The sequence below is a fragment of the Streptomyces sp. ALB3 genome, from assembly GCF_044385685.1.
Classification (GTDB): Bacteria; Actinomycetota; Actinomycetes; order Streptomycetales; family Streptomycetaceae; genus Streptomyces.
In genome coordinates this window covers 103659-129776 of record NZ_JBISCE010000008.1, presented here as the reverse complement: position 1 = coordinate 129776, position 26118 = coordinate 103659, and the positions used below count along the sequence as shown (strand labels likewise).

Here is a 26118-nt window from a genome sequence, read left to right as displayed (position 1 = left end):
GCCGGCCTGCCTCAGTCGCAGTCGCGGCAGATGGGCTGGCCGTTCTTCTCCCGTGCCAGCTGGCTCCGGTGGTGCACGAGGAAGCAGCTCATGCAGGTGAACTCGTCGGCCTGCTTGGGCAGGACCCGCACGGCGAGCTCTTCGTTGGACAGGTCCGCGCCGGGCAGCTCCAGTCCTTCTGCCGCGTCGAACTCGTCGACGTCGACGGCGGATGCCGTCTTGTCGCTCCGACGAGCCTTGAGCTCTTCGAGGCTGTCCTGGTCCACGTCGTCGTCGGTCTTGCGTGGGGTGTCGTAATCCGTTGCCATGTTCGCTCTCCCCCTCATGGGTGTCTGCGGTGTCTCAGCGCACGTAACGCGTGAGAGGCCGGACTTGTGCCCGACCTGAGGCGGAGATTTTGCCTCACATCAAGGTCTGTTACTCAATCGACACCCAACCGGATCTCTCGCGAGCGATCAGCTTGGGTGGCGATGGGGACCGTACACGGTCCGATCGCTGCAGTTCACGGGCGCCACCCCGTCTACTTCCCGTGATATCGCCCCCCGGAAACCCGGACGTTTCCCGGCTTTCGGGCGGAGATGCGGTCACGGAGAGTGGAGAGACCGAAATTCGCTTCTGTGATCGATCACACAGGGACGGAAGGGGAACGCAGTTCGAAAATTCCGCCCAAAGCGAACAGATTGATCCAATGCGGCCTCACACCGTGAAGCTTCTCAGACCGGCAGGGTGACGCGCATCACGAGACCACCGCCCTCACGGGGCTCCGCGATGATACGGCCTCCGTGCGCCCGCGCGACCGATCGCGCGATCGACAGGCCGAGTCCGACCCCCTTGTCGCTGCCGGTGCGCTCGGTGCGCAGGCGCCTGAACGGTTCGAAGAGGTTGTCGATCTCGTAGGCGGGCACCACCGGCCCGGTGTTCGTGACCACGAGGAGTGCCTGCCCGTGCTGGAGCTCCGTGGTGACCTCCACCCACCCGTCCCGCGCCGCGTTGTAGCGCACGGCGTTCTGTACGAGGTTGAGCGCGATGCGCTCCAGCAGGACCCCGTTGCCCTGGACGACCGCGGGAGCGCGTTCGCCCCGGATCTCCACGCCCTTCTCCGCTGCCTCCGACCTGGTCTGCTCGATGGCGCGGCCGGCGACCTCGGAGAGGTCCACGGGTTTCCGTTCCACGATCTGGTTGTCGCTGCGGGCGAGCAGGAGCAGCCCCTCCACGAGCTGTTCACTGCGCTCGTTGGTGGCCAGCAGCGTCTTGCCGAGCTGCTGGAGCTCCACGGGGGCCTGCGGGTCGGAGAGATGGACCTCCAGCAGCGTGCGGTTGATGGCGAGCGGCGTGCGCAACTCGTGCGAGGCGTTCCCCACGAACCGCTGCTGGGCCGTGAAGGCCCGCTCCAGGCGGTCCAGCATCTCGTCGAAGGTGTCGGCGAGCTCCTTGAGCTCGTCGTCCGGGCCGTCCAGCTCGATGCGGCGGCTCAGGTCCGTCCCGGCCACCCTCCGGGCGGTGCGGGTGATCCGGCCCAGCGGGGAGAGGACACGGCCGGCCATGGCGTAGCCGAAGGCGAAGGCGATGATGCTGAGGCCCACCAGGGCGAGCAGCGCCCGGTTCAGCAGACTGTCGAGGGCCTGCTGCCGCTGCGCCGCGGTGCAGTCCTTGATCGCCTCGTTGAGCTGGCTGTTGTTCAGCGCGGCACCGAGCTGCGGACACATGTCACTGGAGATCTGCACGTTCGTGCCCTTGACCTGGAATTCCAGACCACCGGCGTCATGCAGGGCCTGGGCCGCCAGCATGTAGATGATCGAGAGCAGCAGGATGCCCGCGATCAGGAACATCCCGCCGTACAGCAGCGTGAGCCGTATCCGGATGGTCGGCCGCAGCCACGGGTAGGGGGCCTCCTGCTGCTTGGGCTCCCAGGTCGGTTTCGGGGGCGCCGCGACAGGACCGGGTGAAGCTGCCATCACGCCCTCAGATCCGGTATCCGGAGCCGGGGACGGTGACGATCACGGGAGGCTCACCGAGCTTCCGGCGCAGGGTCATGACCGTCACCCGCACCACGTTGGTGAACGGGTCGGTGTTCTCGTCCCACGCCTTCTCCAGCAGCTGCTCGGCCGAGACGACGGCGCCCTCGCTGCGCATCAGGACCTCCAGTACCGCGAACTCCTTCGGGGCGAGCTGGATCTCCTGCTCGTCCCGGAAGACCTCGCGGCGGTTGGGGTCGAGCTTGATGCCGGCCCGCTCCAGGACGGGGGGCAGCGCGACCGTGGTGCGGCGCCCCAGGGCGCGGACCCGTGCCGTCAGCTCGCTGAACGCGAAGGGCTTGGGCAGGTAGTCGTCCGCCCCGAGCTCCAGGCCTTCGACCCGGTCGCTGACGTCCCCCGACGCGGTGAGCATGAGCACCCGGGTGGGCATGCCGAGCTCGACGATCCTGCGGCAGACGTCGTCCCCGTGCACCACCGGGAGGTCCCGGTCCAGCACGACGACGTCGTAGTCGTTGACCCCGACGCGCTCGAGGGCCGCCGCTCCGTCGTAGACGACGTCGACGGCCATGGCCTCCCGGCGCAGCCCGGTGGCCACCGCATCGGCGAGCAGCTGCTCGTCCTCGACGACGAGTACGCGCACGGCGCAGTCCTTCCCTAGATCTCCGAAAAAACGGCGAGCGGCCCCTGTTCCGGCCGTTCGCCGCACGTCAGCGGCACCGACTGTGCGCGTCCATCCTGCCCGTAACGCGCATAAACCGGCGGTAAGACGACGCGGCACGGGACACCGCCGCAGGGAACCGATCGGATTTGCGGGCCAGTTGAGGTTTCTCCCGGGCGGGCGGCGGGGAGGACGCTCTCACACCCCGCGATCACGCCCTGCATGTGGCGTACCACAGCCCGTCCTGCATCCAGAGGGACTGCGTGATCACCCGCACTCCGGCCCGCGTGCCGGAGGACCACCGGGCACACCCCCGTGCCACCGACCCACGACGAGGGGGCGCTTCATGGACGCTTTCACCGCAGGTCTGCTGCAACGAATCAAGACCACAGAGTCCGACCTCACGAGGGCTCGCGAGACGGGCGACGACTTCCTCGCGGATGTCGAGCAGGGAGAGCTGGACGACCTGCACCGCCTCGCCGCCGAGCACGGTGTGGAAATCAGCGCGACAAGCGTCTGAGCCGCCACGAGAGGGCCCCGGGAGCCGCCATGGCCCTCCGGGGCCCTCTCGCGCGCCTTCGGCCTTCCTGCACGCCGCAGCGGGCGCGTGGAGGGGTTACGTCAGTCGTGCCAGGCGCCCAGCTCCTCCAGCAGCGTCTGCAGCGGCTCGAAGACCCCGGGGGTCGCCGCGATCGTCAGGTCCCCGTCCGCGGGACGTCCGGGCCGGCCCCCGGTGAGGGCGCCGGCCTCACGGGCGATGAGGTCGCCGGCCGCGACGTCCCACGGGTGCAGGCCGCGCTCGTAGTACCCGTCGAGCCGGCCGGCCGCCACGTCGCAGAGCTCGATGGCGGCGGACCCCCCGCGCCGGATGTCGCGCAGCCGGGGGATCAGCTGCTGGGCGACGGCCGCCTGGTGGGTGCGCACCTCGGTGACGTAGTTGAAGCCGGTCGACACCAGGGCCTGGTCGAGAGGGGCGGTGGCGCGGCAGCTCAGCACGTCGCCGTTGCCGTACGCGCCGCCGCCGAGCACGGCGTGGAACGTCTCGCGCCGCATCGGGGCCTCGACCACGCCGACGACCCGTTCGCCGTCGCGCTCCGCGGCGATGGACACGGACCAGGTCGGGAGGCCGTAGAGGTAGTTCACCGTGCCGTCGAGCGGGTCGATGACCCACCGGACACCACTGGTGCCCTCGGCACTGGCGCCCTCCTCGCCGAGGAAGCCGTCGCCGGGACGGTGCTCGGAGAGGTAGCCGGTGATCAGCTTCTCCGCCCGGATGTCCATCTCGGTGACGACGTCGATCGGGCTGGACTTCGTCGCCGCCACCCCGAGATCGGCGGGACGGCCGTCGCGGAGCAGCGCGCCGGCCCGGCGGGCCGCTTCCAGGGCGAGGTCGAGCAGTTCGGACAGGAGGGGGTCGGTCACAACTCTCCAGAGGTGGTCGCGGGCCGGCGCGGGCGGTGGACACCCGCACGCGGCGGGGAGGCGGGCGGGGTCCGTCAGAACGGGCTGTCGGCGCCGGCGGCGGCGGGCTTGGGGGCTCTGGCCGGGCAGCAGCCGACCGGACACAGGTCGTGCGAGGGGCCGAGCGTGCCCAGGGCGCAGGGCGTGACGGGACGGTCCTGTTCGGCGGCGGCGCGCTCCAGGAGGAGCTCGCGCACGGCTGCGGCGAAACGGGGGTCCGCGCCCACGGTCGCGGAGCGGCTCACGGGCAGCCCGAGCTCGGCGGCCTTCGCGGTGGCCTCCGTGTCGAGGTCGTACAGCACCTCCATGTGGTCGGAGACGAAGCCGATGGGGGCCATGACGACCGCCGGGACACCGTCGCCGTGGAGCGCCTCCAGGTGGTCGCAGATGTCGGGCTCCAGCCACGGGATGTGCGGGGCCCCGCTGCGCGACTGGTACACGAGCCGCCACGGGTGGTCGACTCCGGTCTCCTCGCGCACGGCCTCGCTGATCAGCCGGGCGACCTCCAGGTGCTCGGCCACGTAGGAACCGCCGTCGCCGTGGGTCCCCACCGGTCCGGAGGTGTCCGCCGCGGAGGTCGGGATGGAGTGCGTGGTGAACGCGATGTGCGCCCCGGCCCTGACCGCCTCGGGAAGGCGGGCCAGCGACGCCAGCACACCGTCCGTCATGGGCCGCACGAAGCCGGGGTGGTTGAAGTAGTGCCGCAGCTTGTCCACGCGGGGCAGCGGGAGCCCTTCCGCCTCCAGCACGGACAGCGACTCCGCCAGGTTCTCGCGGTACTGCCGGCAGCCGGAGTACGAGGCGTAGGCGCTGGTGGCGAGCACGGCGATCCGGCGGTGGCCGTCCCTGACCATGTCGCGGAGGGTGTCGGTGAGGTAGGGGGCCCAGTTCCGGTTGCCCCAGTACACCGGCAGCTCGAGGCCGTGATCGGCGAAGTCCTTCCGCAGGGCGCCGAGCAGTGCCCTGTTCTGCGCGTTGATCGGGCTCACCCCGCCGAAGAGGAAGTAGTGCTTGCCGACCTCTTTCAGTCGTTCTTCGGGGATGCCCCGGCCGCGCGTCACGTTCGCCAGGAACGGGACCACGTCGTCGGGGCCCTCGGGTCCGCCGAAGGAGAGCAGCAGGAGGGCGTCGTAGGGAGCGGGATCGCGCAGATCGGACATGTACCCGATCCTGCCACCCGCCGCCGACAGCGCGGCAACCGCCGTCGGACGATCCGCGGGTCCCCGTAAGCTGTGTCAGCCCCCGCACACCTGACACGCTCGCCGGAGTACCCCTTGCCCAGCCCCTACCGCGCCATCTTCGCCGCCCCCGGCAGCCGGGAGTTCTCGGCGGCCGGATTCTTCGGCCGGATGCCGCTGTCCATGATGGGGATCGGCGTGGTGACGATGGTCTCCCAGCTGACCGGCCGCTACGGGCTGGCCGGCGCGCTCTCCGCGACGCTCGCCATGGCGGCGGCCGTCATGGGACCACAGGTCTCGCGCATGGTCGACCGGTACGGGCAGCGCCGTGTGCTGCGCCCCGTCACGCTCTTCGCGGCCGCGTCGGTCGCCGGGCTGCTGGTCTGCGCCCAGCAGAGGCTGCCCGACTGGACCCTGTTCGTCTTCGCGGCGGGCGCCGGCTGCGTCCCCAGCGTGGGGTCGATGGTCCGGGCGCGCTGGGCGGAGATCTACCGGGGCTCCGGCCGGCAGCTGCACACCGCGTACGCGTGGGAGTCGATCATCGACGAGGTGTGCTTCATCTTCGGGCCCATCGTCTCCATCGGTCTGTCCACCGCGTGGTTCCCGGAAGCCGGGCCCCTGATCGCCGGTGTGTTCCTGGTGACCGGCGTCTTCTGGCTGACGGCCCAGCGGGCCACCGAGCCCAGGCCCCACCCGAAGGAGGACCGTTCGGGCGGCTCCGCCCTTCGCTCACCCGGACTCCAGGTGCTGGTGATCACCTTCGTCGCCACCGGGGCGATCTTCGGCGCGGTGGACGTGGTGACGGTGGCCTTCGCCGAGGAGCGCGGCCACAAGGCGGCGGCCAGTCTCGTACTCGCTGTCTACGCGCTGGGTTCCTGCCTGGCCGGGGCCGTCTTCGGTCTGCTGCACCTGCGGGGGAAGCCGTCCACCAGGTGGCTGTCGGGGGTGTGTGCGATGGCCGTGAGTATGATCCCCCTCCAACTGGCCGGGAGCCTGCCGTTCCTGGCCGTGGCGCTCTTTGTCGCGGGCCTCGCCATCGCACCGACGATGGTCACCACCATGGCCCTCGTCGAACAGCACGTACCGCGCACCCAGCTGACCGAGGGCATGACCTGGACCAGTACCGGACTCGCGGTCGGAGTGGCGCTCGGCTCCTCTGCCGCAGGCTGGGTGGTCGACGCCTCCGGGGCGGAGGCGGGGTACGCGGTGCCCGCCGTGGCGGGAGCGCTCGCGGCCGCGGTGGCGTTCCTGGGGTACCGCCGGCTCGCGGAGCCGGCGCCTACGGGAGGGCGCGGGGAAGATGACCGACACCGACGCACGGACGGCGAACACGTGGCGTAACTGGGCGGGCAATGTCACCGCACGGCCGGCCCGCGTGGAGTCGCCCGCCTCCGTCGACGAGCTCGCCGACGTGATCCGGAGGGCCTCCGAGGACGGTCTGACGGTCAAGCCCGTCGGCACCGGCCACTCGTTCACCGCGACGGCGGCCACCCACGGGGTGCTCATCCGACCGGACCTGCTCACCGGCATCCGTGACGTCGACCGCAGGGCCATGACGGTGACGGTCGAGGCCGGCACCCCGCTGAAACGCCTCAACGCCGCGCTCGCCCGCGAGGGGCTCTCCCTCACCAACATGGGCGACATCATGGAACAGACGGTCGCCGGGGCCATATCCACGGGTACCCACGGGACCGGCCGCGACTCGGCGTCCATATCCGCGCAGATACTCGCCCTGGAACTGGTCACCGCCGACGGCACGGTCATGCGCTGCTCCGCCGACGACCACCCGGAGGTCTTCGCCGCGGCCCGGATCGGGCTCGGGGCGCTCGGTGTGGTCACGGCGGTCACGTTCCGGGTGGAGCCGGTCTTCCTGCTGACGGCCCGCGAGGAACCCATGACCTTCGACCGGGTCACGTCCGACTTCGATCAGCTGGTCACGGAGAACGAGCACTTCGAGTTCTACTGGTTCCCGCACACCGGTAACTGCAACACCAAGCGCAACAACCGCAGCGCGGGCCCAGCCGCCCCTCCCGGCCGGGTGAGCGGCTGGATCGAGGACGAACTCCTGTCGAACGGCGTCTTCCAGGTCGCCTGTTCGCTCGGACGGGTGGTCCCGGCAGCCATCCCCTCCATCGCCCGGATCTCCAGCCGCGCCCTGTCGGCCCGCACGTACACCGACATCCCGTACAAGGTCTTCACCAGCCCCAGGCGGGTGCGTTTCGTGGAGATGGAGTACGCCCTCCCGCGCGGAGCGGCGGTCGAAGCCCTGCGCGAGCTGAAGGCCATGGTGGACCGCTCGCCGCTGCGGATCAGCTTCCCGGTGGAGGTCCGCACGGCACCCGCGGACGACATCGCGCTCTCCACGGCCTCGGGCCGGGAGAGCGCGTACATCGCGGTGCACCTGTACAGGGGCACGCCGTACCAGGCTTACTTCACGGCGGTCGAGCGGCTCATGACCGGGTACGAGGGGCGCCCGCACTGGGGCAAGATCCACACCCGGGACTCCGGCTACCTGTCCGGCGCCTACCCCCGGTTCGGCGAGTTCACCGCCGTACGGGACCGGCTCGACCCGGACCGGCTGTTCGGCAACGACTACCTGCGCCGGGTGCTCGGCGACTGACAGGCGGTTCCCCGGCGGACCGGCGGCCCGCTCACCGGCCGGCGTCCGCTCCGCCCTCACCGTCCTCCTGCCCGGGGACCCCGTCGGACGCGGCCGGCTCCGGTGCCTCCGAGGTGGCGTCGGGACCGGGCGTCGTGGGGCCGGTGCCCTCCGGGGCCGTGGACCCCGCGGACGGCGTGGGCGCGGGGGCGGGCCCGGACGTGGAGCCGTCGCCTTCGGTGGGTCCGGGCCGCGCGCCGGTTCCGTCCCCGGGATCCGCGGTGGGGGTGCTCGCGTCGCCGCCGGACCGGCGGCCGTCGTCGCCGTCCTCCTCCTGGCCGGTGCCGCCGGTGCTGTCCGAGGGCGTGGGGGAAGGCGCTCCGGCGTCGTTCTGCCCTCGTACGACGGAACCGACGGTCGTCCCGCCGTTGCCGCCGAGATCGTGCCCGGAGACCACTTCGTACACCGTGATGCCGCCCATGGCGAGGACGAAGACCCCGACAGCGGCCGGGACGGACCGCTTCCAGCCCCGGAGGCGGGTGCCGTGCGTACGGGCGTCGGAGAAGGCCTCGTCCTGATGGCCGTCGCCGGTGCCCTGGCCGCCGGGCCGGACCTGGCGCAGCATCGTCGTGCGGTCCGGGTCACCGGGCCGGACCTGGCGGAGAACGGTGGTGCGGTCGTGCGCCGGATCCGGATCCACGGTGCGCAGCACCCGCGTCGCGTCGTCCTGCCGCTGCGGCGCGGGGGACGTCTCCCGTGTGTGGACGGTCACCTGACGCCCCGCCGGATTCTTCACCTGGACGGTGACTTCGCGGATCTGCTCGCCGGTGCGCCGGAAGAAATGCTGGAAGACGGAACCCCCGCAGGTGGCCACGACGCTCATCACACCCGCGCCGGCGATGGTTCCGTACACGCCGAGCTGCGAGGCCATCACCGCCGCCGCGACCGCCGCGACGGCACTGCCGGCAACCTGCGGCAGGCTCAGATCTATGCGCCTTTCTCTGCCTTCCGCATCACTCTGCGGCTTCTGCACCATGATCAGCCCCTGCTCGACAACTACCCCACCTTGCACCAGGAAAGGACATATGAGCGAATCGGATAGTTCCGTTTCTGGAGCTTTTGTGAAGCAGGACACGCGTCGAGGGCATGTCGCGGACAACGGGGTACTTCAACTCCCGTGCCCGGCGAGAACTTCGACGGCGCGCCGGTCCACCCCGGTGGCCCGAATGGAGTACTGTGGCGAGCCCTGGGGCCGGACTCCCGCATGGCTGTCCGGAACCTACGGGAGGGGGCCGAAGACGGCACTCGAACCGGCGGCGCCGCGGCATCGCACGGGCGCCTGCTACATGGAGCGACCATTCGGTCGCTCCGCGTCGCGAACAGGTAACCGTGTCATCCCGGCGTTCCAGGGCCAAGGCCCGACACGCCGGGCAACTTGGCAAGGTTGTGGCAGGCTGAACCCGGGCAGGTCACACTCGACTAGCGGAAGCAGCGACGCACGTGACGTCGGCAGGCACCACCCGGGAGGTTCCCATGCCCGAACTGCGTGTCGTGGCCGTCTCGAACGACGGCACACGACTGGTGCTCAAGGCTGCGGACAGCACGGAGTACACGCTTCCGATCGATGAGCGGCTGCGTGCCGCCGTGCGCAACGACCGCGCCCGGCTCGGCCAGATCGAGATCGAGGTGGAGAGTCATCTCCGCCCGCGCGACATCCAGGCGCGTATACGAGCCGGCGCCTCCGCGGAGGAGGTCGCCCAGTTCGCCGGTATCCCGGTGGACCGGGTGCGACGCTTCGAGGGCCCTGTGCTCGCGGAGCGCGCTTTCATGGCCGAGCGCGCCCGGAAGACTCCTGTGCGGCGTCCCGGCGAGAACACCGGTCCCCAGCTCGGTGACGCGGTGCAGGAGCGTCTGCTGCTGCGTGGCGCCGACCGGGAGACCGTCCAGTGGGACTCCTGGCGCCGGGACGACGGCACCTGGGAGGTCCTCCTGGTGTACCGCGTCGCGGGCGAACCGCACTCCGCGAGCTGGACGTACGACCCGCCGCGGCGGCTGGTCCAGGCCGTGGACGAGGAGGCGCGCTCGCTGATCGGCGAGACCGACGACGTGGCGGCTCCCGAGCCGAGCTTCCCGTTCGTGCCCCGGATCGCACGGCTGCCGCGCGACCGGCCGCTGGACCGCGCGCTCGACCGCCAGATCGAGCGCCCCGCTCCCCCGGCGCCGGAGCCGGAGGAGCGCGTCGGCGGTGTGTCGGCCGGTGAACGCGACTCGCTGACCAGTCTCCTGGAGGCGGTGCCGAGCTTCCGGGGCGACATGGTCGTCCCGGAACGGCCCTCGCAGCCCGAACCGCCGGCCCTGGAGCCCGCTCCCCAGCAGGAGCCGGAGGCCGACGAGCCCCCGGCCGCGGCGGCGTCCGCCGGTGCCGGTTCCGCCTACGCCGACGTGCTGATGCCCCGCGCGGTGGCGGGTCACCGTGACCGGCTGACCGGGACGACGGACCGGCAGGCCGAGGCGGACGGCGTGCGTCCGGGTCGCCGGGCCGCGGTGCCGAGCTGGGACGAGATCGTCTTCGGTACGCGCCGGAAGAAGCAGGACTGAGGACCGGCCCCAGGCCAGTGGCGTGAGGAGGGCCCGTACGCGGTCGCGTGCGGGCCCTCGCTCCGTCGGACGCCGGCCGGGTCAGGACGGGTCGGGCCCCGTGGCGACGGGCCGGGACTCGTCCGAGGACCACTCCGACCAGGATCCGGCGTACAGGGCCGCGCGGTGCCCGGCCAGCTCGAGCGCAAGCACCTCGTGGGCACCCGAGACGCCGGAGCCGCAGTAGACACCGACCTCGGTGGCGTCGTCGGCGCCCAGCGCGGAGAACCGGGAAGCGAGCGAGCCGCCGGGCAGGAAGCGGCCGTCCTCAGCGACGTTCTGCGTGGTCGGCGCGGACACGGCACCCGGGATGTGGCCGCCGACGCGGTCGATCGGTTCCACGTCTCCCCGGTAGCGCTCCGCGGCCCGCGCGTCGAGCAGCAGACCGGAGCGGGCCAGCGCTGCGGCCCCGTCCGCGTCCAGCAGCCCGAGCGCCCCCGGTTCGGGGCGGAAGTCGCCTTCGGCGGGCCGGGGGACTTCGGTGGTGAGGTCTCCGGTCCATGCCGCGAGACCGCCGTCCAGCACACGGACGTCTCGATGCCCGGTCCAGCGCAGCAGCCACCACGCACGCGCCGCCGCCCAGCCCTGGCCGCCGTCGTAGACCACCACGGGGGTCTCCCGGCCGACTCCCGCCCGCCGCATGACGGCCCCGAAGGCTTCCGGGTCGGGCAGGGGGTGGCGTCCGCCGCTGCCCGCCGGGCCCGCGAGTTCGGAGTCGAGATCGACGTAGACGGCGCCGGGGAGGTGCCCTGCCTCGTAGTCGGCGCGGCCGTTCGGTCCGCCGAGCTGCCAGCGGATGTCCAGGAGCACCGGTGGGCGCGGGCCCGCCGCCTCGCTCAGGTATTCGGATACGGTGATGATGGGCTTCATGCGTGCCATCTTCGCGCAGAAGCCGCCCCGCCGAGGGCGCGCCGAATCGGCCGTACCACGCCAAAACGGACCACGCTGTGAGCCGAAGCCGGAGAACGCGGCGCGGCCGGCGTGTCTCTGGGCCCCAGTGGTGCGAGCATCTGCACGGAGCGTACGCGCCCGTATCCGTACCGCTGGACGCCGTGCGGGTTCCGTCCCCCGTACGGCCACCCCGATGGTACGAGGAGAGAGAAGAAGATGACCGAGGCTGTCACCCGGCGCACGCCCGGAGCACCGTGCTGGGTGAGTCTGATCGTGCACGGCCTGACCGCGACCCAGGAGTTCTACAGCCGGCTGTTCGGCTGGGAGTTCGAGCCCGGGCCCGCGCAGCTGGGGCCCTACGTCCGGGCCCTGCTGTGCGGCAAGGAGGTCGCCGGCATCGGGCAGTTGCCACCCGACCGGCACCTGCCGATCGCCTGGACGACCTATCTCGCCACCGAGGACGCGGACGCCACGGCGGAGACCATCCGGTCCTGCGGCGGGACGGTGGCCGTCGGCCCCCTCGACGCCGGGCACGCCGGACGTCTCCTGCTCGCGTCCGATCCCAGCGGCGCGGTCTTCGGCGTCTGGCAGGCCGCCGAGCACGTCGGAACCGCGCTCGCTGGCACACCGGGTACCCCGGTGTGGAACGAACTGGTGACACGGGAGACCGCCTCGGTCGCCAAGTTCTACCAGGCGGTGTTCGGCTACGGGACCGAGGCGGTCGTGTCGGCCGACTTCGACTACCAGACGCTGCACCTCCAGGGGCGCCCGGTGGCGGCCCTGCACGGTGTGGGGCACGCCCTGCCGCGCGACCGGGGCCCGCACTGGATGACGTACTTCCAGGTCGCCGACACCGACGAGTCGACGGCTCGTGTGGTGGAGCTCGGCGGACACGTACTGCAGCCGCCGCGGGAGGCCTCGAGCGGCAGGCTGGCCACCGTGTCGGACCCGGAGGGCGCGGTGTTCACGCTCGTCCGTCCGCCGGGCGGCTGACCCCGCGCGGTCGGCGGCCGTGACCGGCCCCGGGAGGTGCCGGGCAGCAGGTGGTCAGCCGTGGTTGACCGGCAGCACGTCGGGCGACAGCGCGCCCGCGTGCGCCGCGGCGCTCGTCATGCGGCGGCGGTGGTGCCGACGGCAGAGGACCTCGTAGCCGATGTCCGCGGCGGGCCGGTCGACGTCGCCGACGACGACCTGCTCCCCTTCGACCACCATCACGCCGCCGGCCGTCCGCGCGTTGTGCGTGGCACGGGCCCCGCACCAGCACATGGCCTCGACCTGGAGCGTCTCTATCCGGTCCGCCAGCTCGATCAGCCGTTGCGAGCCGGGGAAGAGCTTGGTGCGGAAGTCCGTGGTGATACCGAAGGCGAACACGTCGAGCCCCAGGTCGTCGACGACGCGGGCCAGCTGGTCGATCTGTTCCGGGGCCAGGAACTGCGCCTCGTCGACGATCACGTGGTCGACCTTGTCCCCCTTCGACATCCGGTCCACGAGATAGCCGTACAGGTCCATGCCGGGAGTGGCCTCCACCGCCGCCGTCACCAGGCCCAGCCGGGACGACAGCTTCCCCTCCCCCGCCCGGTCGTCCCGGGTGAAGATCACGCCGCGGAGACCACGGGCCGACCTGTTGTGTCCGATCTGGAGGGCCAGGGTGCTCTTTCCGCAATCCATCGTTCCGGAGAAGAACACGAGCTCGGGCATGAGAGGGTGCGCGCCTTTCGGGGTGCCGTGCAGGGGGGAAGGGGGGTCACGAGCGTACTTCGAGCAGCGGGACGAGTTGCTCCACGGGGGTCAGCGACCCGTGCATGCCCACCATCGCGGACTCGTTGGGCTCATTGACCGAAGCCGTGATCACCACGTCGTCGTGGGCTGCCGCCACCACGTCGCCGATCCTGCCGTACACCCGCTCGTCGATCCTCGGGCCGAACCAGCCCGCCGCGACGGCCTCGTCCCGGCTCGCGACCCAGAACTGCTCGCCGAGCACCTCACGCCAGACGGTGAGCACGTCGGCCTCGGCCCCGGGGACCGCGTAGACGTGCCGGGCGCGTCCCTCGCCGCCCAGCAGGGCGACGCCGGCGCTCAGCTCCCAGTCCTCGTCGAAGTCGATCCGGGACTGCTCGTCGAACGGGATGTCGATCATGCCGTGGTCGGCGGTGACATACAGCGCCGACCGGGGCGGGAGCTGCTCGGCGAGGCGCCGTGCGAGGCCGTCGACGTACATCAGCTGGCCCCGCCAGGCGTCGGAGTCGACACCGAAACGGTGTCCCTGGCCGTCGACCTCGCTGTAGTACGTGTAGACGAGTGACCGGTCGCCGGCGGCGAGCCGCTCGGCGGCGAGGTCCATCCGGTCCTCGCCCGTGAGCCGGCCCAGGAAGGAGCCGCCGCTGAGCGCGACCTTGGTCAGGGGGGTCTGCTCGAAGTCCGGGGCGGAGACCTGAGCCGTGCGTACACCGGCGGCGTCGGCGAGCCCGAAGACCGTGGGGTACGGCTGCCAGGCCTTCAGCGCGGTCCACGGCTTCCAGCGGAGCTGGTTCATCAGCGCGCCCGTCTCCGGGTTGCGCACCGTGTAGCCGGGGAGGCCGTGCTCGCCGGGGGGCAGACCCGTACCGACCGAGGCGAGTGAGGTCGCCGTGGTCGACGGGAATCCCGAGGTGATCGGGCGGCCGGTGCCACCGCGGGAGGTCGGGAGCAGCGAGTGCAGGAAGGGCGCCTCGTCCGGGTGGGCCTTGATCTGCTCCCAGCCCAGGCCGTCGATCAGGAAGACGCAGTTCCGGTCGGCGGGGGTGAGCTCCGGGATCGTCGCCTCGAAGCCGGGCACTCCCTGCCCCGCGACGAGGGTCGGCAGCAGATCGGCGAGGGAGCCGGTGCCGTACTCCGGTACGGGTGCGGCCCCGGGAGTGAGCAGGACGGGTTCCTGCCAGGCGGGCTGGACCATCAGCGGGAGGCCGCCGCGGTGGCGGCCGTGGCCTCGGAGAGGGACTGGGCGAAGGCGAGTGTCTGACGCACCGTGTCCGGGCCGTCCCCGGCCTCGCTGACGCGCAGGCTCAGGTCGTCGGCGGTGGAGCTGCCGGTGTATCCGTGGTCGGCCTCGCAGTCGGGGTCGCCACAGGCCGCGGGCTCGAGGTCGATACGGGAGACGGCACCCCAGCCGATGGTGAGGACGACCTCGCGGGGCAGCGTGCCGGGCACGTACTTCTCGGGGTTGGCGACCACGCGGCTGACCACGACCGACGAGATCCGGTCGAGCTTCACCGACTCGGTGGACGTCGTGGCGTAGGGCGTCGGGGAACTGGTGTCGGCTGCCTGCTCGTCGGTGTGACTCACGATGAAGCGGGTGTCCGTCAGGACGAGGACCGTGACATGGCGGCGGACCTCGTTGGAGTCGAAGGTGGTCTCCTGGTGCACCAGGTACGAAGCGACCGGCTCCCCGCCGACAGCGGCCTCCACCGCCTCGGCCACGAGGGCCGGGTAGTAGCCGCTGCGCTCGATCGCCGCGCGCAGCCCCTGGGTCGTCGTACCGGTCTTTGCCATGAGGACCATCCTACGGGGGGCCGGTGCCTGCCGGGGACGCCGTGCGCCTGTCCCCGGGCGGGTCAGTAGGCGGGGAGCCGGCGGGGCCCGAGATCGCTGCGGGCGGGCGGCGGTGCGAGGCGGACGCTCGCTCCGAGGACCGAGAGGCCGTGCGTGGCCACGACGACGGGTTCCAGCGCGACCGAGACCACCTCGGGATGGTCGTCGACCAGCCGCGACACCCGCAGGAGGAGCTCCTCGAGCGCCGCGGTGTCCGCCGGGGCGGAGCCGCGCCAGCCGAACAGCACCGGAGCCGCCCTGATGGAGCGGATCAGCTCGGCGGCGTCACGGTCGGTGGCGGGCACGAGGCGGTGGGCCGTGTCGCCCAGCAGCTCGGAGGGAGCGCCGGCCAGGCCGAAGGAGAGGACGGCGCCGGCTGCGGCGTCGATGGAAGCCCTGACGACGGTGTCGACGCCCCTGGGGGCCATGGCCTGGACGACGGGCCGGAGCTCGGCCGGCGTGCCGAGCAGATCGGTCAGTTCGTCGTACGACCGGCGCAGAGCGTTCTCGTTGGCGAGATCGAGCCGGACGCCACCCAGGTCCGCGCGGTGCCGGAGGTGGGGCGCGGTGGTCTTGAGGGCCACCGGGTAGCCGAGTTCCGCCGCGGCGGCGACGGCTGCCTCCGGGCCGGGGGCGGGGAGCGCCGGCCGTACGGTGACCCCGTAACCGGCGAGCAGCTCCCGGGCCTCCTCGGCAGTGAGCGGGCGGCCACGCGGGTCGGGGTCCGGGCCGAGCAGCGTCCCGATCAGCTTGGCGGTCCCGGGCTCGTCGATGGTGTCGTCCAGGAATTCGGGCACCTTGCCGGGGGCGGCCGCCTGGCGCCGCCACTGGGCGTACTTCACCGCTTCGGCGAGTGCCCGTACGGCTCGCTCGGCGGCGGGGTAGGCGGGGATCCGCCCGGTGGCGGGCCCCGGGCGGGCGGTCGCGCCCGCCTCCCCGCCCCGGGCGGCGGTGGCCGCCGGCGTGCCGGGCGGCGGCGGTGAGGGGGGCGCCGCCGGTCCGGGCGGCACCGCTCCGGGCGGGGACGGGAGAGCCGGCCGCGCCGAGGGGGCAGCCGCGTGGGCGGTGGCCGGGCGGGCCGTGCTCGTGGCGGCGGCGAGTGCCTGCGCCAGGCCGCCCATCTCCACGTGCACCACCGAGACCGGCTTGGCCGGACCGGCGGCCGCCGCCTCACGCAGCGCGGCGGCCAGTACCTCGCCGTCGCCTGTCTCCGCCTCGCCGTTCTCCCCGACCCAGGGGATGGCGGTCACGATCACGGCGTCGCACGTCCGGTCGGCGAGGGCCTCCGCCAGCGCGTACCGGAAGTCCTGGGGACTCGCCGCCGTGGTGAGGTCACGCGGCGGGCGCGGACGCAGCCCTTCCGCCAGACAGGCGTCGTACGTGAGCAGGCCGAGCGACTCCGAGTTGCCGAGGATCGCCACCCGGGGGCCGTCCGGCAGCGGCTGCCCGGCGAGGAGCAGGCCGACGTCCACCATCTCCGTCACGGTGTCGACACGGATCACGCCCGCCTGGCGCATCAGCGCGGAGACCGTGGCGTCGGGGATACGGCTGACCGGTACGGCGTGGCCCGGCGGGTTGGTCCCGCTGTGCCGGGCGCCCTTGACCACCACCACGGGCTTCACGGCGGCGGTACGGCGGGCGAGCCGGGTGAACTTGCGCGGATTGCCGAGTGATTCGAGGTACAGCAGGGCGACGTCGGTGCCCTGGTCCTCGAACCAGTACTGCAGGAAGTCGTTGCCGGAGACATCGGCCCGGTTGCCCGCCGAGATGAAGGCCGACAGCCCGGCTCCCCTGCGGTGGAGACCGGAGAGGAGCGCGATCCCGATGGCGCCGGACTGGGTGAAGAGCCCGATGCGCCCGGGCTCCGGCGACTCGGGGGCGAGGGAGGCGTTGAGGCGGACCGCGCCGGAGGTGTTGATGATGCCGAAGGCGTTCGGGCCGATGATCCGCATGCCGTACGAGCGGGCCTGCCTGACCAGCTCCCGCTGCCGCTCCCGGCCTTCGGCCCCGCGCTCGGCGTAACCGGCTGAGAGGACGACGAGGCCCTGGACCCCGTGTTCACCGCAGTCCGCCACGACTTCGGGCACCCGGTCTGCGGGGACGGCGACGACCGCGAGGTCGACCCGCTCCCCGATCTCGCCCACCGAGCGGTGCGCCGGCACTCCGTCGACCGTGTCCGTGCCGGGTGCGAAGGACGTGTTCACCGCGTAGGCGCGTCCGGTGAAGCCGGAGCCGAGGAGGTTGCGCAGCACCGTCCGGCCCACACCGCCGGGCACGCGGCCGACGCCGACGACCGCGACGGATCCGGGGGCCAGCAGCCGCTGCACGGAGCGAGCTTCGGCCCGCTGCTCCCGAGCCCGCTGGACGGCGAGGGACTCGGCCGTGGGTTCCAGGTCGAGGGTGAGGTGGACGGAGCCGTCCTCGAAACTTCGCTGCTGGGTGAACCCGGCGTCCCGGAACACCTTGATCATCTTGTTGTTGGCGGGCAGCACCTCGGCTGCGAACCGGCGGATGCCCCGCTCTCTCGCCACCGCCGCGATGTGCTCGAGGAGGGCCGACGCGACTCCGCGCCCCTGATGGGCGTCCTGTACGAGGAAGGCGACCTCGGCCTCGTCCGCGGGAGCCGAGGCGGGCCGGCCCTGCTCGTTGATCCGGTCGAAGCGGACGGTGGCGATGAAGTCACCGCCGATCGTGACGGCCAGTCCCACCCGGTCGACGTAGTCGTGATGGGTGAAGCGGTGCACGTCCCGGGCGGAGAGACGCGGATACGGGGCGAAGAAGCGGTAGTACTTCGACTCGTCGGACACCTGCTCGTAGAAGCTGACCAGCCGCTCGGCGTCTTCCGTGGTGATGGGCCTGATGCGCGCGGTGCCACCGTCACGGAGCACCACGTCCGCCTCCCAGTGGTCGGGGTACGCGTGATGCGGACTCTGCTCCGGAGTGGGCTCCATGGGCAAAGCCTACGGCTCGTCGCACCGGTCGCGGCGGGATCCCGGGAAGGGCACGCTGAGGGAGCCGGCGGACGGTGGGCGGCCTGCGGCGGTGCCGGGCACAGCAGTGCGCACTGCATGAGAGACTGGTCTAGACAACCCATTGATACGTGAAGGGCAGAACCATGGCTGAGCGCCGCGTCAACGTCGGTTGGGCCGAGGGCCTGCACGCCCGCCCCGCTTCCATCTTCGTCCGTGCCGCCACGGCCTCCGGTGTCCCGGTGACCATCGCCAAGGCGGACGGCAACCCGGTGAACGCGGCTTCCATGCTCGCGGTGCTCGGTCTGGGCGCCCAGGGCGGCGAGGAGATCGTGCTCGCGTCCGAGGCGGACAACGCCGAGGTGGCTCTGGACCGCCTGGCGAAGCTGGTCGCCGAGGGGCTCGAGGAGCTTCCGGAGACCGTCTGATCCCGGCCGCTGCGAGCCGGGACACTCTCTGCGGAAAAGCCGCGGCATCCCCACCGGGAGCCGCGGCTTTTTCTGTTTTCCCTGACCGGTCCGCACCTATCGGCCGCACCTTCGGAAAACACGAGAAGGGCAGCGAAAAGAAAGCCCTCCGCTAAACACCCTCTTTGTATACGGCGCAATTGTTAATGGCGCACTCCCGCGATGTTTACGGGGTGTTGCGAAGACCTCACCCGCGCCGCTCCCGCGGTGTGCCCGGGCCGGTCCGCGCGCCGGAGCCGGTGGGCGGCACCGGCCCTCTCGGCGTGCTGGGCGGCGAGCGCCCTGGCCCGCTCGGGGTCGCGGCGCGCCACCGCGTCGACGAGGGCACCGTGCTCGGCCCAGGAGTCCGCGGGGAGGGCCGGCTGCTCCACCGCGTACATCCAGGCGATCTTGTGCCGGAGCTGGGTGAGCAGGGCGATGAGCGCGGGGCTCCCCGAGGCCTGCGCCAGCGTCTCGTGGAACCAGCCGCCCAGGGAGCGCAGGTCCTCCCCCTCACCTCGCCGTACGCGCTCCTGCCCCAGTCTGACCAGGCCGCGGAGCACCTTGAGGTGCGCCTCCGTACGGCGCTGCGCCGCGCGGGCCGCACCGAGGGGTTCAAGCAGCATCCGGATCTCCAGGAGATCGGCGGCCTCCTGCTCCGTGGGTTCGGCCACGCAGGCGCCGGCGTGCCGGCGGGTGACGACGAAACCCTCGGACTCCAGGGTGCGCAGCGCTTCGCGCACGGGGACCCGGGACACACCGTAGCGGCGTGCGAGCACCTCCTCGGTGAGGCGGCTGCCGCGCGCGAAGACACCGGAGACGATGTCGTCACGGATTGCCGTGCATACCGAATGCGCGGGAATGCGCATGTCCGAACCTCCGCCTTAATCCCCGCGGAACGCGGCCGATCGACGCCTGTTCCGTGACTCTATTGCAACCGGCCCGAATTTCCGATGGCGGGGTGGAATCCATGGATATCTTTTGGCCAGGGAGCACTTCCGTGACGGCTTCGGCCACTTCTTCGCGGAAGACGGCGAAGGCCCCGGCGGGAGCCGGGGCCTACGTCGGAACGGTCTCGTGCGGCGTGTGTCAGACCTGGACGCCGTGGGCGCGGAGGTAGGAGACGGGGTCCATGTCCGAGCCGTACTCGGCGGTGGTCCGGGCCTCGAAGTGCAGGTGCGGTCCCGTGGAGTTGCCGGTCGAGCCGGAGAGACCGATCTGCTCACCCGAGCCGACGCTCTGGCCGACGGAGACGCCGATCGAGGAGAGGTGGCCGTACTGGGTGTACGTGCCGTCCTTCATCCGGAGCACGATGTTGTTGCCGTACGCGCCGCCCCAGCCCGCCTCGACGACCGTGCCGGCACCGACCGCGACGACGGAGGTGCCGGACGCCGCCTGGAAGTCCACACCGGAGTGGCTGCCGGACGACCAGAGCGCGCCGCCCGACCGGTAGCCGGTGGTCACGTGCGAGCCGGCGACCGGGAGGTGGAAGGCGTTCAGGCGGGCGCGCTCGGCGGCGCGGGCGGCACGCGCCTTCTCCTCGCGCGCTTCCTCGGCACGGGCCTCGGCCTTGCGCTTCGCCTCGGCCTTCGCCTTCGCCTTCGCCTTCGCCTCCGCTTCGGCCTTCGCCTTCGCGGCGATCTCGGCCTGGCGCTGCTGCGCCTCGGCCTGGGCGTCGATCTGGGCGGCGAGGGTGGTGTCGAGGGCGACGGTCTGCGTCAGACCGGTCCCGGCGGCGGCGACCGCCTCGGAGTCGGCGGCGAGGGCCGGGGAGGCCGTGGCGCCGAGGACGCCGGTGGTGGCCAGGGCCGCGATACCGGCGGCCTTGGCGCTCTTACGCGTCAGGCGGCTCGGGGCACGGTGCTTCCCGGTGGCACGGATGAACGCCATGGAGGGGCTGGTTTCCTTTCCTTCCTTCTCGCCTACCGGGTTAGCTGACGGGTTCGGAGCAGGAAGGTCTCCTACGGGCCGCTGCGCCTCTGGCGAGGTACAGCGATCCGATTCACCCCAGGGACTTCATGGGTCCCCGGCTCCCCAGGCTCGCGCCTGACGGGGACTCGGCGATGGCTGTCCGTGCGCCGCGGGCGCGGCAGTCGTCCGGCGGACAGCCGGGCCGACGCTAGGACGGGCCGCTTTCCCTCGCCAAACAGAAAGGGCCTTTTGTCGCACATCCCACAGGACGAACGGCACCGTTCTCAGCAAATCGGACACACGGCGGGACCCCGGCACGTGTCCGCGCCGGGGTCCCGCCGTGTCCCGTCCGGTCAGCCGCTGACGACCGACACCTCGCCGATACCGAGCGCCCTCACGGGCTCCGCGATCTGCGCGGCGTCCCCGACCAGGACGGTGACCAGACGGTCCACCGGGAACGCGTTGACCACGGCGGCGGTCGCCTCGACCGTGCCGGTCGCGGCCAGGCGGGCGTACAGCTGGGCCTGGTAGTCGTCCGGGAGGTGCTGCTCCACCTGATCGGCCAGGGTGCCGGCGACGGAGGCCGCCGTCTCGTACTTCAGCGGGGCGACGCCCACGAGGTTCTGCACGGCGGTCTCGCGCTCGGCGTCGGTGAGGCCCTCGGCCGCCAGGGTGCGCAGGACCTTCCAGAGGTCGTCGAGCGCGGGACCGGTGGACTCGGTGTCCACGGAGCCGCTGATGGCGAGCATCGCGGCGCCTGTGGCTCCGGATGCCGAACCGGGAGCGGTCGAGCGCAGCACCTGGCCGAACGCCCGCACGCCGTAGGTGTAGCCCTTCTCCTCACGGAGCACGCGGTCGAGCCGGGAGGTGAGGGTGCCTCCGAGGCAGTACGTGCCGAGTACCTGGGCGGGCCACACGCTGTCGTGCCGGTCCGCGCCGATCCGGCCGATCAGCAGCTGCGTCTGCACGGCCCCGGGGCGGTCCACGATGACCACGCGGCCGGTGTCGTCCGCGGTGATCGGGGGCACGGGCCGGGCCTGTCCGGCGTTGCCCGACCAGTCCCCGAGGGTCTCCGCGAGCAGTGCGTCGAGGTCCACCTCGGTGAGGTCGCCCACGACGACCGCCGTCGCGGTGGAGGGACGGACGTGGGCGTCGTAGAAGGCGCGTACGGCCGCGGCGTCGATCCGCCGGACCGTCTCCTCGGTGCCCTGGCGCGGACGTGACATCCGCGCGGTGGCGGGGAAGAGCTCCTTGGAGAGCTGCTTCGCCGCCCGCCTCGCCGGGTTGGCCTGCTCGTGCGGGATCTCGTCGAGGCGGTTGCCCACCAGGCGCTCGATCTCGCTCTCGGAGAAGGCCGGGGCCCGCAGGGCTTCGGCGACCAGGCCGAGGGCCTTGGCCAGCCGGGAGACCGGGACCTCCAGCGAGACACGGAGTCCCGGGTGGTCCGCGTGGGCGTCCAGTGTGGCGCCGCATCGCTCCAGCTCCGCGGCGAACTCCTCCGCGGAGCGCTTGTCCGTACCCTCGGACAGCGCGCGCGCCATGATCGTGGCCACCCCGTCCAGGCCCTCGGGCTCGGCGTCCAGCGGGGCGTCGAGGAAGATCTCCACGGCGACGACCTGCTGGCCCGGGCGGTGGCAGCGCAGCACGGTGAGCCCGTTGGACAGAGCGCCGCGCTCGGGCGCGGGGAAGGCCCATGGCCTGGCCTCGCCGGCGGTCGGCTGCGGGTGGTACTGCATCGCTACTCCAGTCACGGCGGCGTCGGTCACTTGTCGGCCCCCTCGTGCGCGTCGGTGCCGTCCGTCTCGTCGGCCGGTTCGACCGGTTCGTAGACCAGGACCGCACGGTTGTCGGGGCGCAGGTGCGCCCGGGCGGCGGCCTTGACCTCGTCGGCCGTCACGTCGAGGACGCGGCCCACCGCGGTCAGGGCGAGCTGCGGGTCACCGAACAGGACCGCGTAGCGGCAGAGTTCGTCCGCGCGGCCGGCGACCGTGCCGAGCCGGTCGAGCCACTCGCGCTCCAACTGCGCCTGGGCGCGTTCCATCTCCTCCGGGGTGGGGCCCTCCTCGGCGAACCGGGCCAGCTCCTCGTCGACGGCGGCCTCGATCTGCGGCACCTCGACGCCACCGGACGTCTTGACGTCCAGCCATCCCAGCGAGGGCGCGCCGGCCAGCCTGAGCAGCCCGAATCCCGCGGCCACCGCCGTACGGTCACGGCGGACCAGGCGGTTGTGCAGGCGGGACGACTCGCCACCGCCGAGCACGGTCAGCGCCAGGTCGGCGGCGTCGCACTCGCGCGTGCCGTCGTGCGGCAGGCGGTAGGCGGCCATGAGCGCACGCGCGGGGACCTCCTCCTGGACCACTTCGCGTAGCTGCTCGCCGATGATGCCGGGCAGCGAGCCGTCGCGCGGGGGCTGCTTGCCGTCGTGGGAGGGGATGGAGCCGAAGTACTTCTCGATCCAGGCGAGCGTCTTCTCCGGGTCGATGTCGCCGACCACGGAGAGCACCGCGTTGTTCGGCGCGTAGTAGGTCCGGAAGAACGCCTGCGCGTCCTCCAGGGTCGCCGCGTCGAGGTCGGCCATCGAGCCGATCGGCGTGTGGTGGTACGGGTGGCCCTCCGGGTAGGCGAGGGCGGTGAGCTTCTCGAAGGCCGTGCCGTACGGGACGTTGTCGTAGCGCTGGCGGCGCTCGTTCTTCACGACGTCCCGCTGGTTCTCCATGGACTCCTCGTCGAGCGCGGCGAGCAGCGAGCCCATCCGGTCGGCCTCGAGCCACAGGGCCAGTTCGAGCTGGTGGGTGGGCATCGTCTCGAAGTAGTTGGTGCGTTCGAAGCTGGTCGTGCCGTTCAGGGAGCCGCCGGCCCCCTGCACCAGCTCGAAGTGCCCGTTCCCCTTGACCTGCCCGGAGCCCTGGAACATCAGGTGCTCGAAGAGGTGGGCCAGACCCGTGCGCCCCTCGACCTCGTGGCGGGAGCCGACGTCGTACCAGAGGCAGACCGCGGCGACGGGGGTCAGATGGTCCTCGGAGAGCACCACGCGCAGGCCGTTGGCCAGACGGTGCTCGGTCGCCGTCAAGCCGCCGGAGCCGGCCTGGGCTGTGGCCGTGTGACCCATGGGCATGTACGTCCCTTCGATCGGTACAGGATTCCTGCCGGACCTGCCACTCTAGGCAAGCGCACGGGCACCTGGCGAAGTTCCCGCCGGGTGAATGTCGTCGTGGACGGTGCCGTGGACAGGGCCCCCGGGGAGGGCCCGGGGACCGCTTCGGACGGGTCGAGGTCGGCGTTGTCAGTACGGCGGTCCACAATGGTCGGCGTCAGTACCTGAGGTTGCCCGACAGAATCTGTGAAGGAGTCGCAGCCGCGATGGCCCGCCGCAGCACGAAAACCCCGCCGCCGGACGACTTCGAGGAGAAGATCCTCGACATCGACGTCGTCGACGAAATGCAGGGCTCCTTCCTCGAGTACGCGTACTCGGTGATCTACTCCAGGGCTCTGCCCGACGCCCGCGACGGCATGAAGCCCGTGCACCGCCGCATCGTGTCCCAGATGAACGAGATGGGGCTGCGCCCCGACCGCGGTTACGTGAAGTGCGCACGTGTCGTCGGCGAAGTCATGGGAAAACTGCACCCGCACGGTGACGCGTCGATCTATGACGCACTGGTGCGCATGGCACAGCCGTTCTCGATGCGCCTGCCCCTCGTCGACGGGCACGGCAACTTCGGCTCACTGGGCAACGACGACCCGCCGGCCGCCATGCGGTACACCGAGTGCCGGATGGCCGACGCCACCTCACTCATGACGGAGTCGATCGACGAGGACACGGTCGACTTCCAGTCGAACTACGACGGCCAGGAGCAGGAGCCGGTCGTCCTCCCGGCGGCGTACCCGAACCTCCTGGTCAACGGCGCCTCCGGGATCGCGGTCGGCATGGCGACCAACATGCCCCCGCACAATCTCGGAGAGGTCATCGCCGCCGCCCGGCACCTCATCCGGCACCCGGGCGCCGACCTCGAGACGCTGATGCGCTTCGTCCCGGGCCCCGACCTGCCCACCGGCGGCCGGATCGTCGGCCTCGGCGGCATCAAGGACGCCTACGCCGCGGGGCGCGGCACGTTCAGGATCCGCGCCACGGTCGCCATAGAGAACGTCACGGCCCGCCGCAAGGGTCTCGTCGTCACCGAGCTGCCCTTCACGGTCGGCCCCGAAAAGGTGATCGCCAAGATCAAGGACCTCGTCGGTGCGAAGAAGCTCCAGGGCATCGCGGACGTCAAGGACCTGACCGACCGGGCGCACGGTCTGCGTCTGGTGATCGAGGTCAAGAACGGCTTCGTGCCGGAGGCCGTGCTGGAGCAGCTCTACAAGCTGACGCCGATGGAGGAGTCCTTCGGCATCAACAACGTGGCACTGGTCGACGGCCAGCCGCTCACCCTGGGGCTCAAGGAGCTCCTGGAGGTCTACCTCGACCACCGCTTCGAGGTGGTGCGGCGGCGCAGCGAGTTCCGCAGGACCAAGCGCCGTAACCGGCTGCACCTGGTCGAGGGCCTCCTCGTGGCGCTGCTCGACATCGACGAGGTCATCCGTCTCATCCGGGACAGCGACAACTCCGCGCAGGCGAAGGAGCGCCTGATGGAGCGCTTCTCGCTGAGCGAGATCCAGACCCAGTACATCCTGGACACCCCGCTGCGCAGGCTCACGCGCTTCGACAGGATCGAGCTGGAGACCGAGCGCGACAAGCTGACCGAGGAGATCGCGCAGCTGACCGCGATCCTGGAGTCGGACGCCGAGCTGCGCAAGCTGGTCTCGTCCGAACTGGCCGCCGTGGCGAAGAAGTTCGGTACCGATCGGCGTACGGTGCTGCTGGAGTCCGCGGGTTCGCAGGTCGCCTCGGTGCCGCTCGAGGTCGCCGACGACCCGTGCCAGGTGCTCCTCTCCTCGACCGGCCTGCTGGCGCGTACGGCCAACGCCGAGCCTGTCAGCCAGGCGGAGGACGCCAGGCGGACGAAGCACGACGCGATCGTCTCGGCGGTGGCGGCCACGGCACGCGGGGACGTGGGGGCGGTGACGTCCACCGGACGGTTGCTCCGGCTCTCGGTGATCGACCTGCCGCAGCTGCCGGACACCCATGCCTCTCCGAACCTGTCGGGCGGCGCCCAGATCTCGGAGTTCCTGACGCTGGAGGCGGACGAGGAGCTGATCTGCCTCACCACCCTCGACGAGGAGTCACCGGGCCTGGCCATCGGCACCCTGCAGGGGGTGGTGAAGCGCGTGGTGCCCGACTACCCGCCCAACAAGGACGAGTTGGAGGTCATCTCGCTGAAGGACGGTGACCGGATCGTCGGGGCGACGCAGTTGCGTACGGGCGAGGAGGACCTGGTCTTCATCACGTCCGACGCGCAGTTGCTGCGCTACCCGGCCGCGTCGGTGCGTCCGCAGGGACGCGCGGCGGGCGGCATGGCGGGGGTCAAGCTGGGGGCGGGTGCCGCCGTCCTCTCGTTCACCGCGGTCGACCCCTCGGCCGACGCGGCGGTGTTCACGGTCGCCGGGTCGCACGGCACGCTGGACGACTCCGAGCGGACCTGGAAGCTCACCCCGTTCGATCAGTATCCGCGCAAGGGCCGGGCCACCGGCGGGGTGCGCTGCCAGCGCTTCCTCAAGGGGGAGGACGTCCTGGTGTTCGCCTGGGCGGGAGAGATCCCGGCGCGGGCCGCGCAGAAGAACGGCGCACCGGCCGAGCTGCCGGCCCCTGATCCGCGCCGCGACGGTTCGGGGACGCCGGCGACCAGCCCGGTCGCTGTGATCGCCGGTCCCCTGTAGGACGCCTGCCGGAC

The 26118-nt window shown here is 71.8% G+C and carries 22 protein-coding genes and 1 riboswitch; of the genes, 7 read left to right on the top strand and 15 right to left on the bottom strand.

All coding sequences use genetic code 11. The features are described from left to right. Positions 1-11: 11 nt before the first annotated feature. From ACHFIV_RS07490 to ACHFIV_RS07480, 3 genes are all read right to left on the bottom strand, one after another. Complete coding sequence (locus tag ACHFIV_RS07490) at positions 12-308, bottom strand: DUF4193 domain-containing protein (RefSeq protein ID WP_003965732.1); 297 nt, start codon at positions 306-308, stop codon at positions 12-14. 405 nt (positions 309-713) lie between these two features. Continuing rightward, positions 714-1955 carry a sensor histidine kinase gene (locus ACHFIV_RS07485; protein WP_398964887.1) on the bottom strand — a complete coding sequence of 414 codons (1242 nt, stop codon included), beginning with the start codon at positions 1953-1955 and terminating at the stop codon, positions 714-716. 7 nt (positions 1956-1962) lie between these two features. Then, complete coding sequence (locus ACHFIV_RS07480) at positions 1963-2616, bottom strand: response regulator transcription factor (RefSeq protein WP_360988166.1); 654 nt, start codon at positions 2614-2616, stop codon at positions 1963-1965. A 364-nt stretch (positions 2617-2980) separates the two neighbouring features. Between ACHFIV_RS07480 and ACHFIV_RS07475 the strand changes: the two genes are divergently transcribed. Next, positions 2981-3154, top strand: coding sequence for a hypothetical protein (locus tag ACHFIV_RS07475; RefSeq protein ID WP_167359495.1), 174 nt, complete (start codon positions 2981-2983; stop codon positions 3152-3154). Between the two features lie 101 nt (positions 3155-3255). On the opposite strand, the gene ACHFIV_RS07470 is transcribed toward ACHFIV_RS07475, so the two are convergent. Both ACHFIV_RS07470 and ACHFIV_RS07465 read right to left on the bottom strand, forming a co-directional pair. Continuing rightward, positions 3256-4056: an inositol monophosphatase family protein gene (locus tag ACHFIV_RS07470; protein WP_398964885.1), complete on the bottom strand. Its 801-nt coding sequence runs from the start codon at positions 4054-4056 to the stop codon at positions 3256-3258. A 74-nt stretch (positions 4057-4130) separates the two neighbouring features. Next, entirely contained in the window at positions 4131-5255 is a 1125-nt protein-coding gene (locus ACHFIV_RS07465; protein ID WP_398964884.1) for a ferrochelatase, read from the bottom strand. Between the two features lie 114 nt (positions 5256-5369). On the opposite strand from ACHFIV_RS07465, the gene ACHFIV_RS07460 reads away from it, so the two are divergent. Both ACHFIV_RS07460 and ACHFIV_RS07455 read left to right on the top strand, forming a co-directional pair. Then, on the top strand, positions 5370-6614 hold the full coding sequence (locus ACHFIV_RS07460) for an MFS transporter (RefSeq protein WP_398964882.1): 1245 nt from the start codon (positions 5370-5372) through the stop codon (positions 6612-6614). Further along, entirely contained in the window at positions 6574-7893 is a 1320-nt protein-coding gene (locus ACHFIV_RS07455) for a D-arabinono-1,4-lactone oxidase (protein ID WP_398964881.1), read from the top strand. The genes ACHFIV_RS07460 and ACHFIV_RS07455 overlap by 41 nt, the downstream gene beginning before the upstream one ends. Before the next feature lie 31 nt (positions 7894-7924). Here ACHFIV_RS07455 and ACHFIV_RS07450 read toward each other — a convergent pair whose 3' ends face one another. Further along, positions 7925-8908: a hypothetical protein gene (locus ACHFIV_RS07450; RefSeq protein ID WP_398964879.1), complete on the bottom strand. Its 984-nt coding sequence runs from the start codon at positions 8906-8908 to the stop codon at positions 7925-7927. Between the two features lie 497 nt (positions 8909-9405). Between ACHFIV_RS07450 and sepH the strand changes: the two genes are divergently transcribed. After that, entirely contained in the window at positions 9406-10470 is a 1065-nt protein-coding gene (gene sepH, locus ACHFIV_RS07445; RefSeq protein ID WP_398964877.1) for a septation protein SepH, read from the top strand. Positions 10471-10551: 81 nt separating this feature from the next. Here the strand turns inward: sepH and ACHFIV_RS07440 are convergent, their stop codons facing one another. Beyond that, positions 10552-11379 (bottom strand): sulfurtransferase, encoded by an 828-nt coding sequence (locus tag ACHFIV_RS07440; protein ID WP_398964876.1) that lies wholly within the window; start codon positions 11377-11379, stop codon positions 10552-10554. A gap of 237 nt (positions 11380-11616) precedes the next feature. Between ACHFIV_RS07440 and ACHFIV_RS07435 the strand changes: the two genes are divergently transcribed. Further along, positions 11617-12393: a VOC family protein gene (locus ACHFIV_RS07435; protein WP_398964874.1), complete on the top strand. Its 777-nt coding sequence runs from the start codon at positions 11617-11619 to the stop codon at positions 12391-12393. Between the two features lie 54 nt (positions 12394-12447). Here the strand turns inward: ACHFIV_RS07435 and ACHFIV_RS07430 are convergent, their stop codons facing one another. The 4 genes from ACHFIV_RS07430 to ACHFIV_RS07415 form a co-directional block, all read right to left on the bottom strand. Further along, positions 12448-13098 (bottom strand): thymidine kinase, encoded by a 651-nt coding sequence (locus tag ACHFIV_RS07430; protein WP_398964872.1) that lies wholly within the window; start codon positions 13096-13098, stop codon positions 12448-12450. 46 nt (positions 13099-13144) lie between these two features. Then, positions 13145-14332 carry an alkaline phosphatase family protein gene (locus ACHFIV_RS07425; protein ID WP_398964871.1) on the bottom strand — a complete coding sequence of 396 codons (1188 nt, stop codon included), beginning with the start codon at positions 14330-14332 and terminating at the stop codon, positions 13145-13147. Then, positions 14332-14928 (bottom strand): DUF5998 family protein, encoded by a 597-nt coding sequence (locus ACHFIV_RS07420; RefSeq protein WP_398964870.1) that lies wholly within the window; start codon positions 14926-14928, stop codon positions 14332-14334. The genes ACHFIV_RS07425 and ACHFIV_RS07420 overlap by 1 nt, the downstream gene beginning before the upstream one ends. A 62-nt stretch (positions 14929-14990) precedes the next feature. After that, entirely contained in the window at positions 14991-17918 is a 2928-nt protein-coding gene (locus ACHFIV_RS07415) for a bifunctional acetate--CoA ligase family protein/GNAT family N-acetyltransferase (protein WP_398964868.1), read from the bottom strand. Between the two features lie 164 nt (positions 17919-18082). Between ACHFIV_RS07415 and ACHFIV_RS07410 the strand changes: the two genes are divergently transcribed. Continuing rightward, entirely contained in the window at positions 18083-18364 is a 282-nt protein-coding gene (locus ACHFIV_RS07410) for an HPr family phosphocarrier protein (protein ID WP_014153627.1), read from the top strand. A gap of 182 nt (positions 18365-18546) precedes the next feature. Here the strand turns inward: ACHFIV_RS07410 and ACHFIV_RS07405 are convergent, their stop codons facing one another. The 4 genes from ACHFIV_RS07405 to ACHFIV_RS07390 form a co-directional block, all read right to left on the bottom strand. Continuing rightward, positions 18547-19251 (bottom strand): GntR family transcriptional regulator, encoded by a 705-nt coding sequence (locus ACHFIV_RS07405; protein WP_398964866.1) that lies wholly within the window; start codon positions 19249-19251, stop codon positions 18547-18549. Positions 19252-19471: 220 nt separating this feature from the next. After that, positions 19472-20272 carry a M23 family metallopeptidase gene (locus ACHFIV_RS07400; protein ID WP_398964865.1) on the bottom strand — a complete coding sequence of 267 codons (801 nt, stop codon included), beginning with the start codon at positions 20270-20272 and terminating at the stop codon, positions 19472-19474. Between the two features lie 15 nt (positions 20273-20287). After that, a riboswitch (cyclic di-AMP (ydaO/yuaA leader) is annotated at positions 20288-20455 on the bottom strand. A gap of 191 nt (positions 20456-20646) precedes the next feature. Further along, positions 20647-22029, bottom strand: coding sequence for a M16 family metallopeptidase (locus tag ACHFIV_RS07395; RefSeq protein WP_398965941.1), 1383 nt, complete (start codon positions 22027-22029; stop codon positions 20647-20649). Between the two features lie 26 nt (positions 22030-22055). Continuing rightward, positions 22056-23408, bottom strand: coding sequence for a M16 family metallopeptidase (locus ACHFIV_RS07390; RefSeq protein ID WP_398964863.1), 1353 nt, complete (start codon positions 23406-23408; stop codon positions 22056-22058). A gap of 245 nt (positions 23409-23653) precedes the next feature. Between ACHFIV_RS07390 and ACHFIV_RS07385 the strand changes: the two genes are divergently transcribed. Then, positions 23654-26104: a DNA topoisomerase (ATP-hydrolyzing) subunit A gene (locus ACHFIV_RS07385; protein WP_398964862.1), complete on the top strand. Its 2451-nt coding sequence runs from the start codon at positions 23654-23656 to the stop codon at positions 26102-26104. Positions 26105-26118: the final 14 nt, after the last annotated feature.

Bases quoted from the DNA above. Each gene is read 5' to 3' on its own strand.
- ACHFIV_RS07490 (WP_003965732.1), bottom strand. From the start codon at position 308: ATGGCAACGGATTACGACACCCCACGCAAGACCGACGACGACGTGGAC.
- ACHFIV_RS07485 (WP_398964887.1), bottom strand. From the start codon at position 1,955: ATGGCAGCTTCACCCGGTCCTGTCGCGGCGCCCCCGAAACCGACCTGG.
- ACHFIV_RS07475 (WP_167359495.1), top strand. From the start codon at position 2,981: ATGGACGCTTTCACCGCAGGTCTGCTGCAACGAATCAAGACCACAGAG.
- ACHFIV_RS07465 (WP_398964884.1), bottom strand. From the start codon at position 5,255: ATGTCCGATCTGCGCGATCCCGCTCCCTACGACGCCCTCCTGCTGCTC.
- ACHFIV_RS07455 (WP_398964881.1), top strand. From the start codon at position 6,574: ATGACCGACACCGACGCACGGACGGCGAACACGTGGCGTAACTGGGCG.
- ACHFIV_RS07450 (WP_398964879.1), bottom strand. From the start codon at position 8,908: ATGGTGCAGAAGCCGCAGAGTGATGCGGAAGGCAGAGAAAGGCGCATA.
- sepH (WP_398964877.1), top strand. From the start codon at position 9,406: ATGCCCGAACTGCGTGTCGTGGCCGTCTCGAACGACGGCACACGACTG.
- ACHFIV_RS07440 (WP_398964876.1), bottom strand. From the start codon at position 11,379: ATGAAGCCCATCATCACCGTATCCGAATACCTGAGCGAGGCGGCGGGC.
- ACHFIV_RS07435 (WP_398964874.1), top strand. From the start codon at position 11,617: ATGACCGAGGCTGTCACCCGGCGCACGCCCGGAGCACCGTGCTGGGTG.
- ACHFIV_RS07430 (WP_398964872.1), bottom strand. From the start codon at position 13,098: ATGCCCGAGCTCGTGTTCTTCTCCGGAACGATGGATTGCGGAAAGAGC.
- ACHFIV_RS07425 (WP_398964871.1), bottom strand. From the start codon at position 14,332: ATGGTCCAGCCCGCCTGGCAGGAACCCGTCCTGCTCACTCCCGGGGCC.
- ACHFIV_RS07420 (WP_398964870.1), bottom strand. From the start codon at position 14,928: ATGGCAAAGACCGGTACGACGACCCAGGGGCTGCGCGCGGCGATCGAG.
- ACHFIV_RS07415 (WP_398964868.1), bottom strand. From the start codon at position 17,918: ATGGAGCCCACTCCGGAGCAGAGTCCGCATCACGCGTACCCCGACCAC.
- ACHFIV_RS07410 (WP_014153627.1), top strand. From the start codon at position 18,083: ATGGCTGAGCGCCGCGTCAACGTCGGTTGGGCCGAGGGCCTGCACGCC.
- ACHFIV_RS07405 (WP_398964866.1), bottom strand. From the start codon at position 19,251: ATGCGCATTCCCGCGCATTCGGTATGCACGGCAATCCGTGACGACATC.
- ACHFIV_RS07400 (WP_398964865.1), bottom strand. From the start codon at position 20,272: ATGGCGTTCATCCGTGCCACCGGGAAGCACCGTGCCCCGAGCCGCCTG.
- ACHFIV_RS07395 (WP_398965941.1), bottom strand. From the start codon at position 22,029: ATGCAGTACCACCCGCAGCCGACCGCCGGCGAGGCCAGGCCATGGGCC.
- ACHFIV_RS07390 (WP_398964863.1), bottom strand. From the start codon at position 23,408: ATGCCCATGGGTCACACGGCCACAGCCCAGGCCGGCTCCGGCGGCTTG.
- ACHFIV_RS07385 (WP_398964862.1), top strand. From the start codon at position 23,654: ATGGCCCGCCGCAGCACGAAAACCCCGCCGCCGGACGACTTCGAGGAG.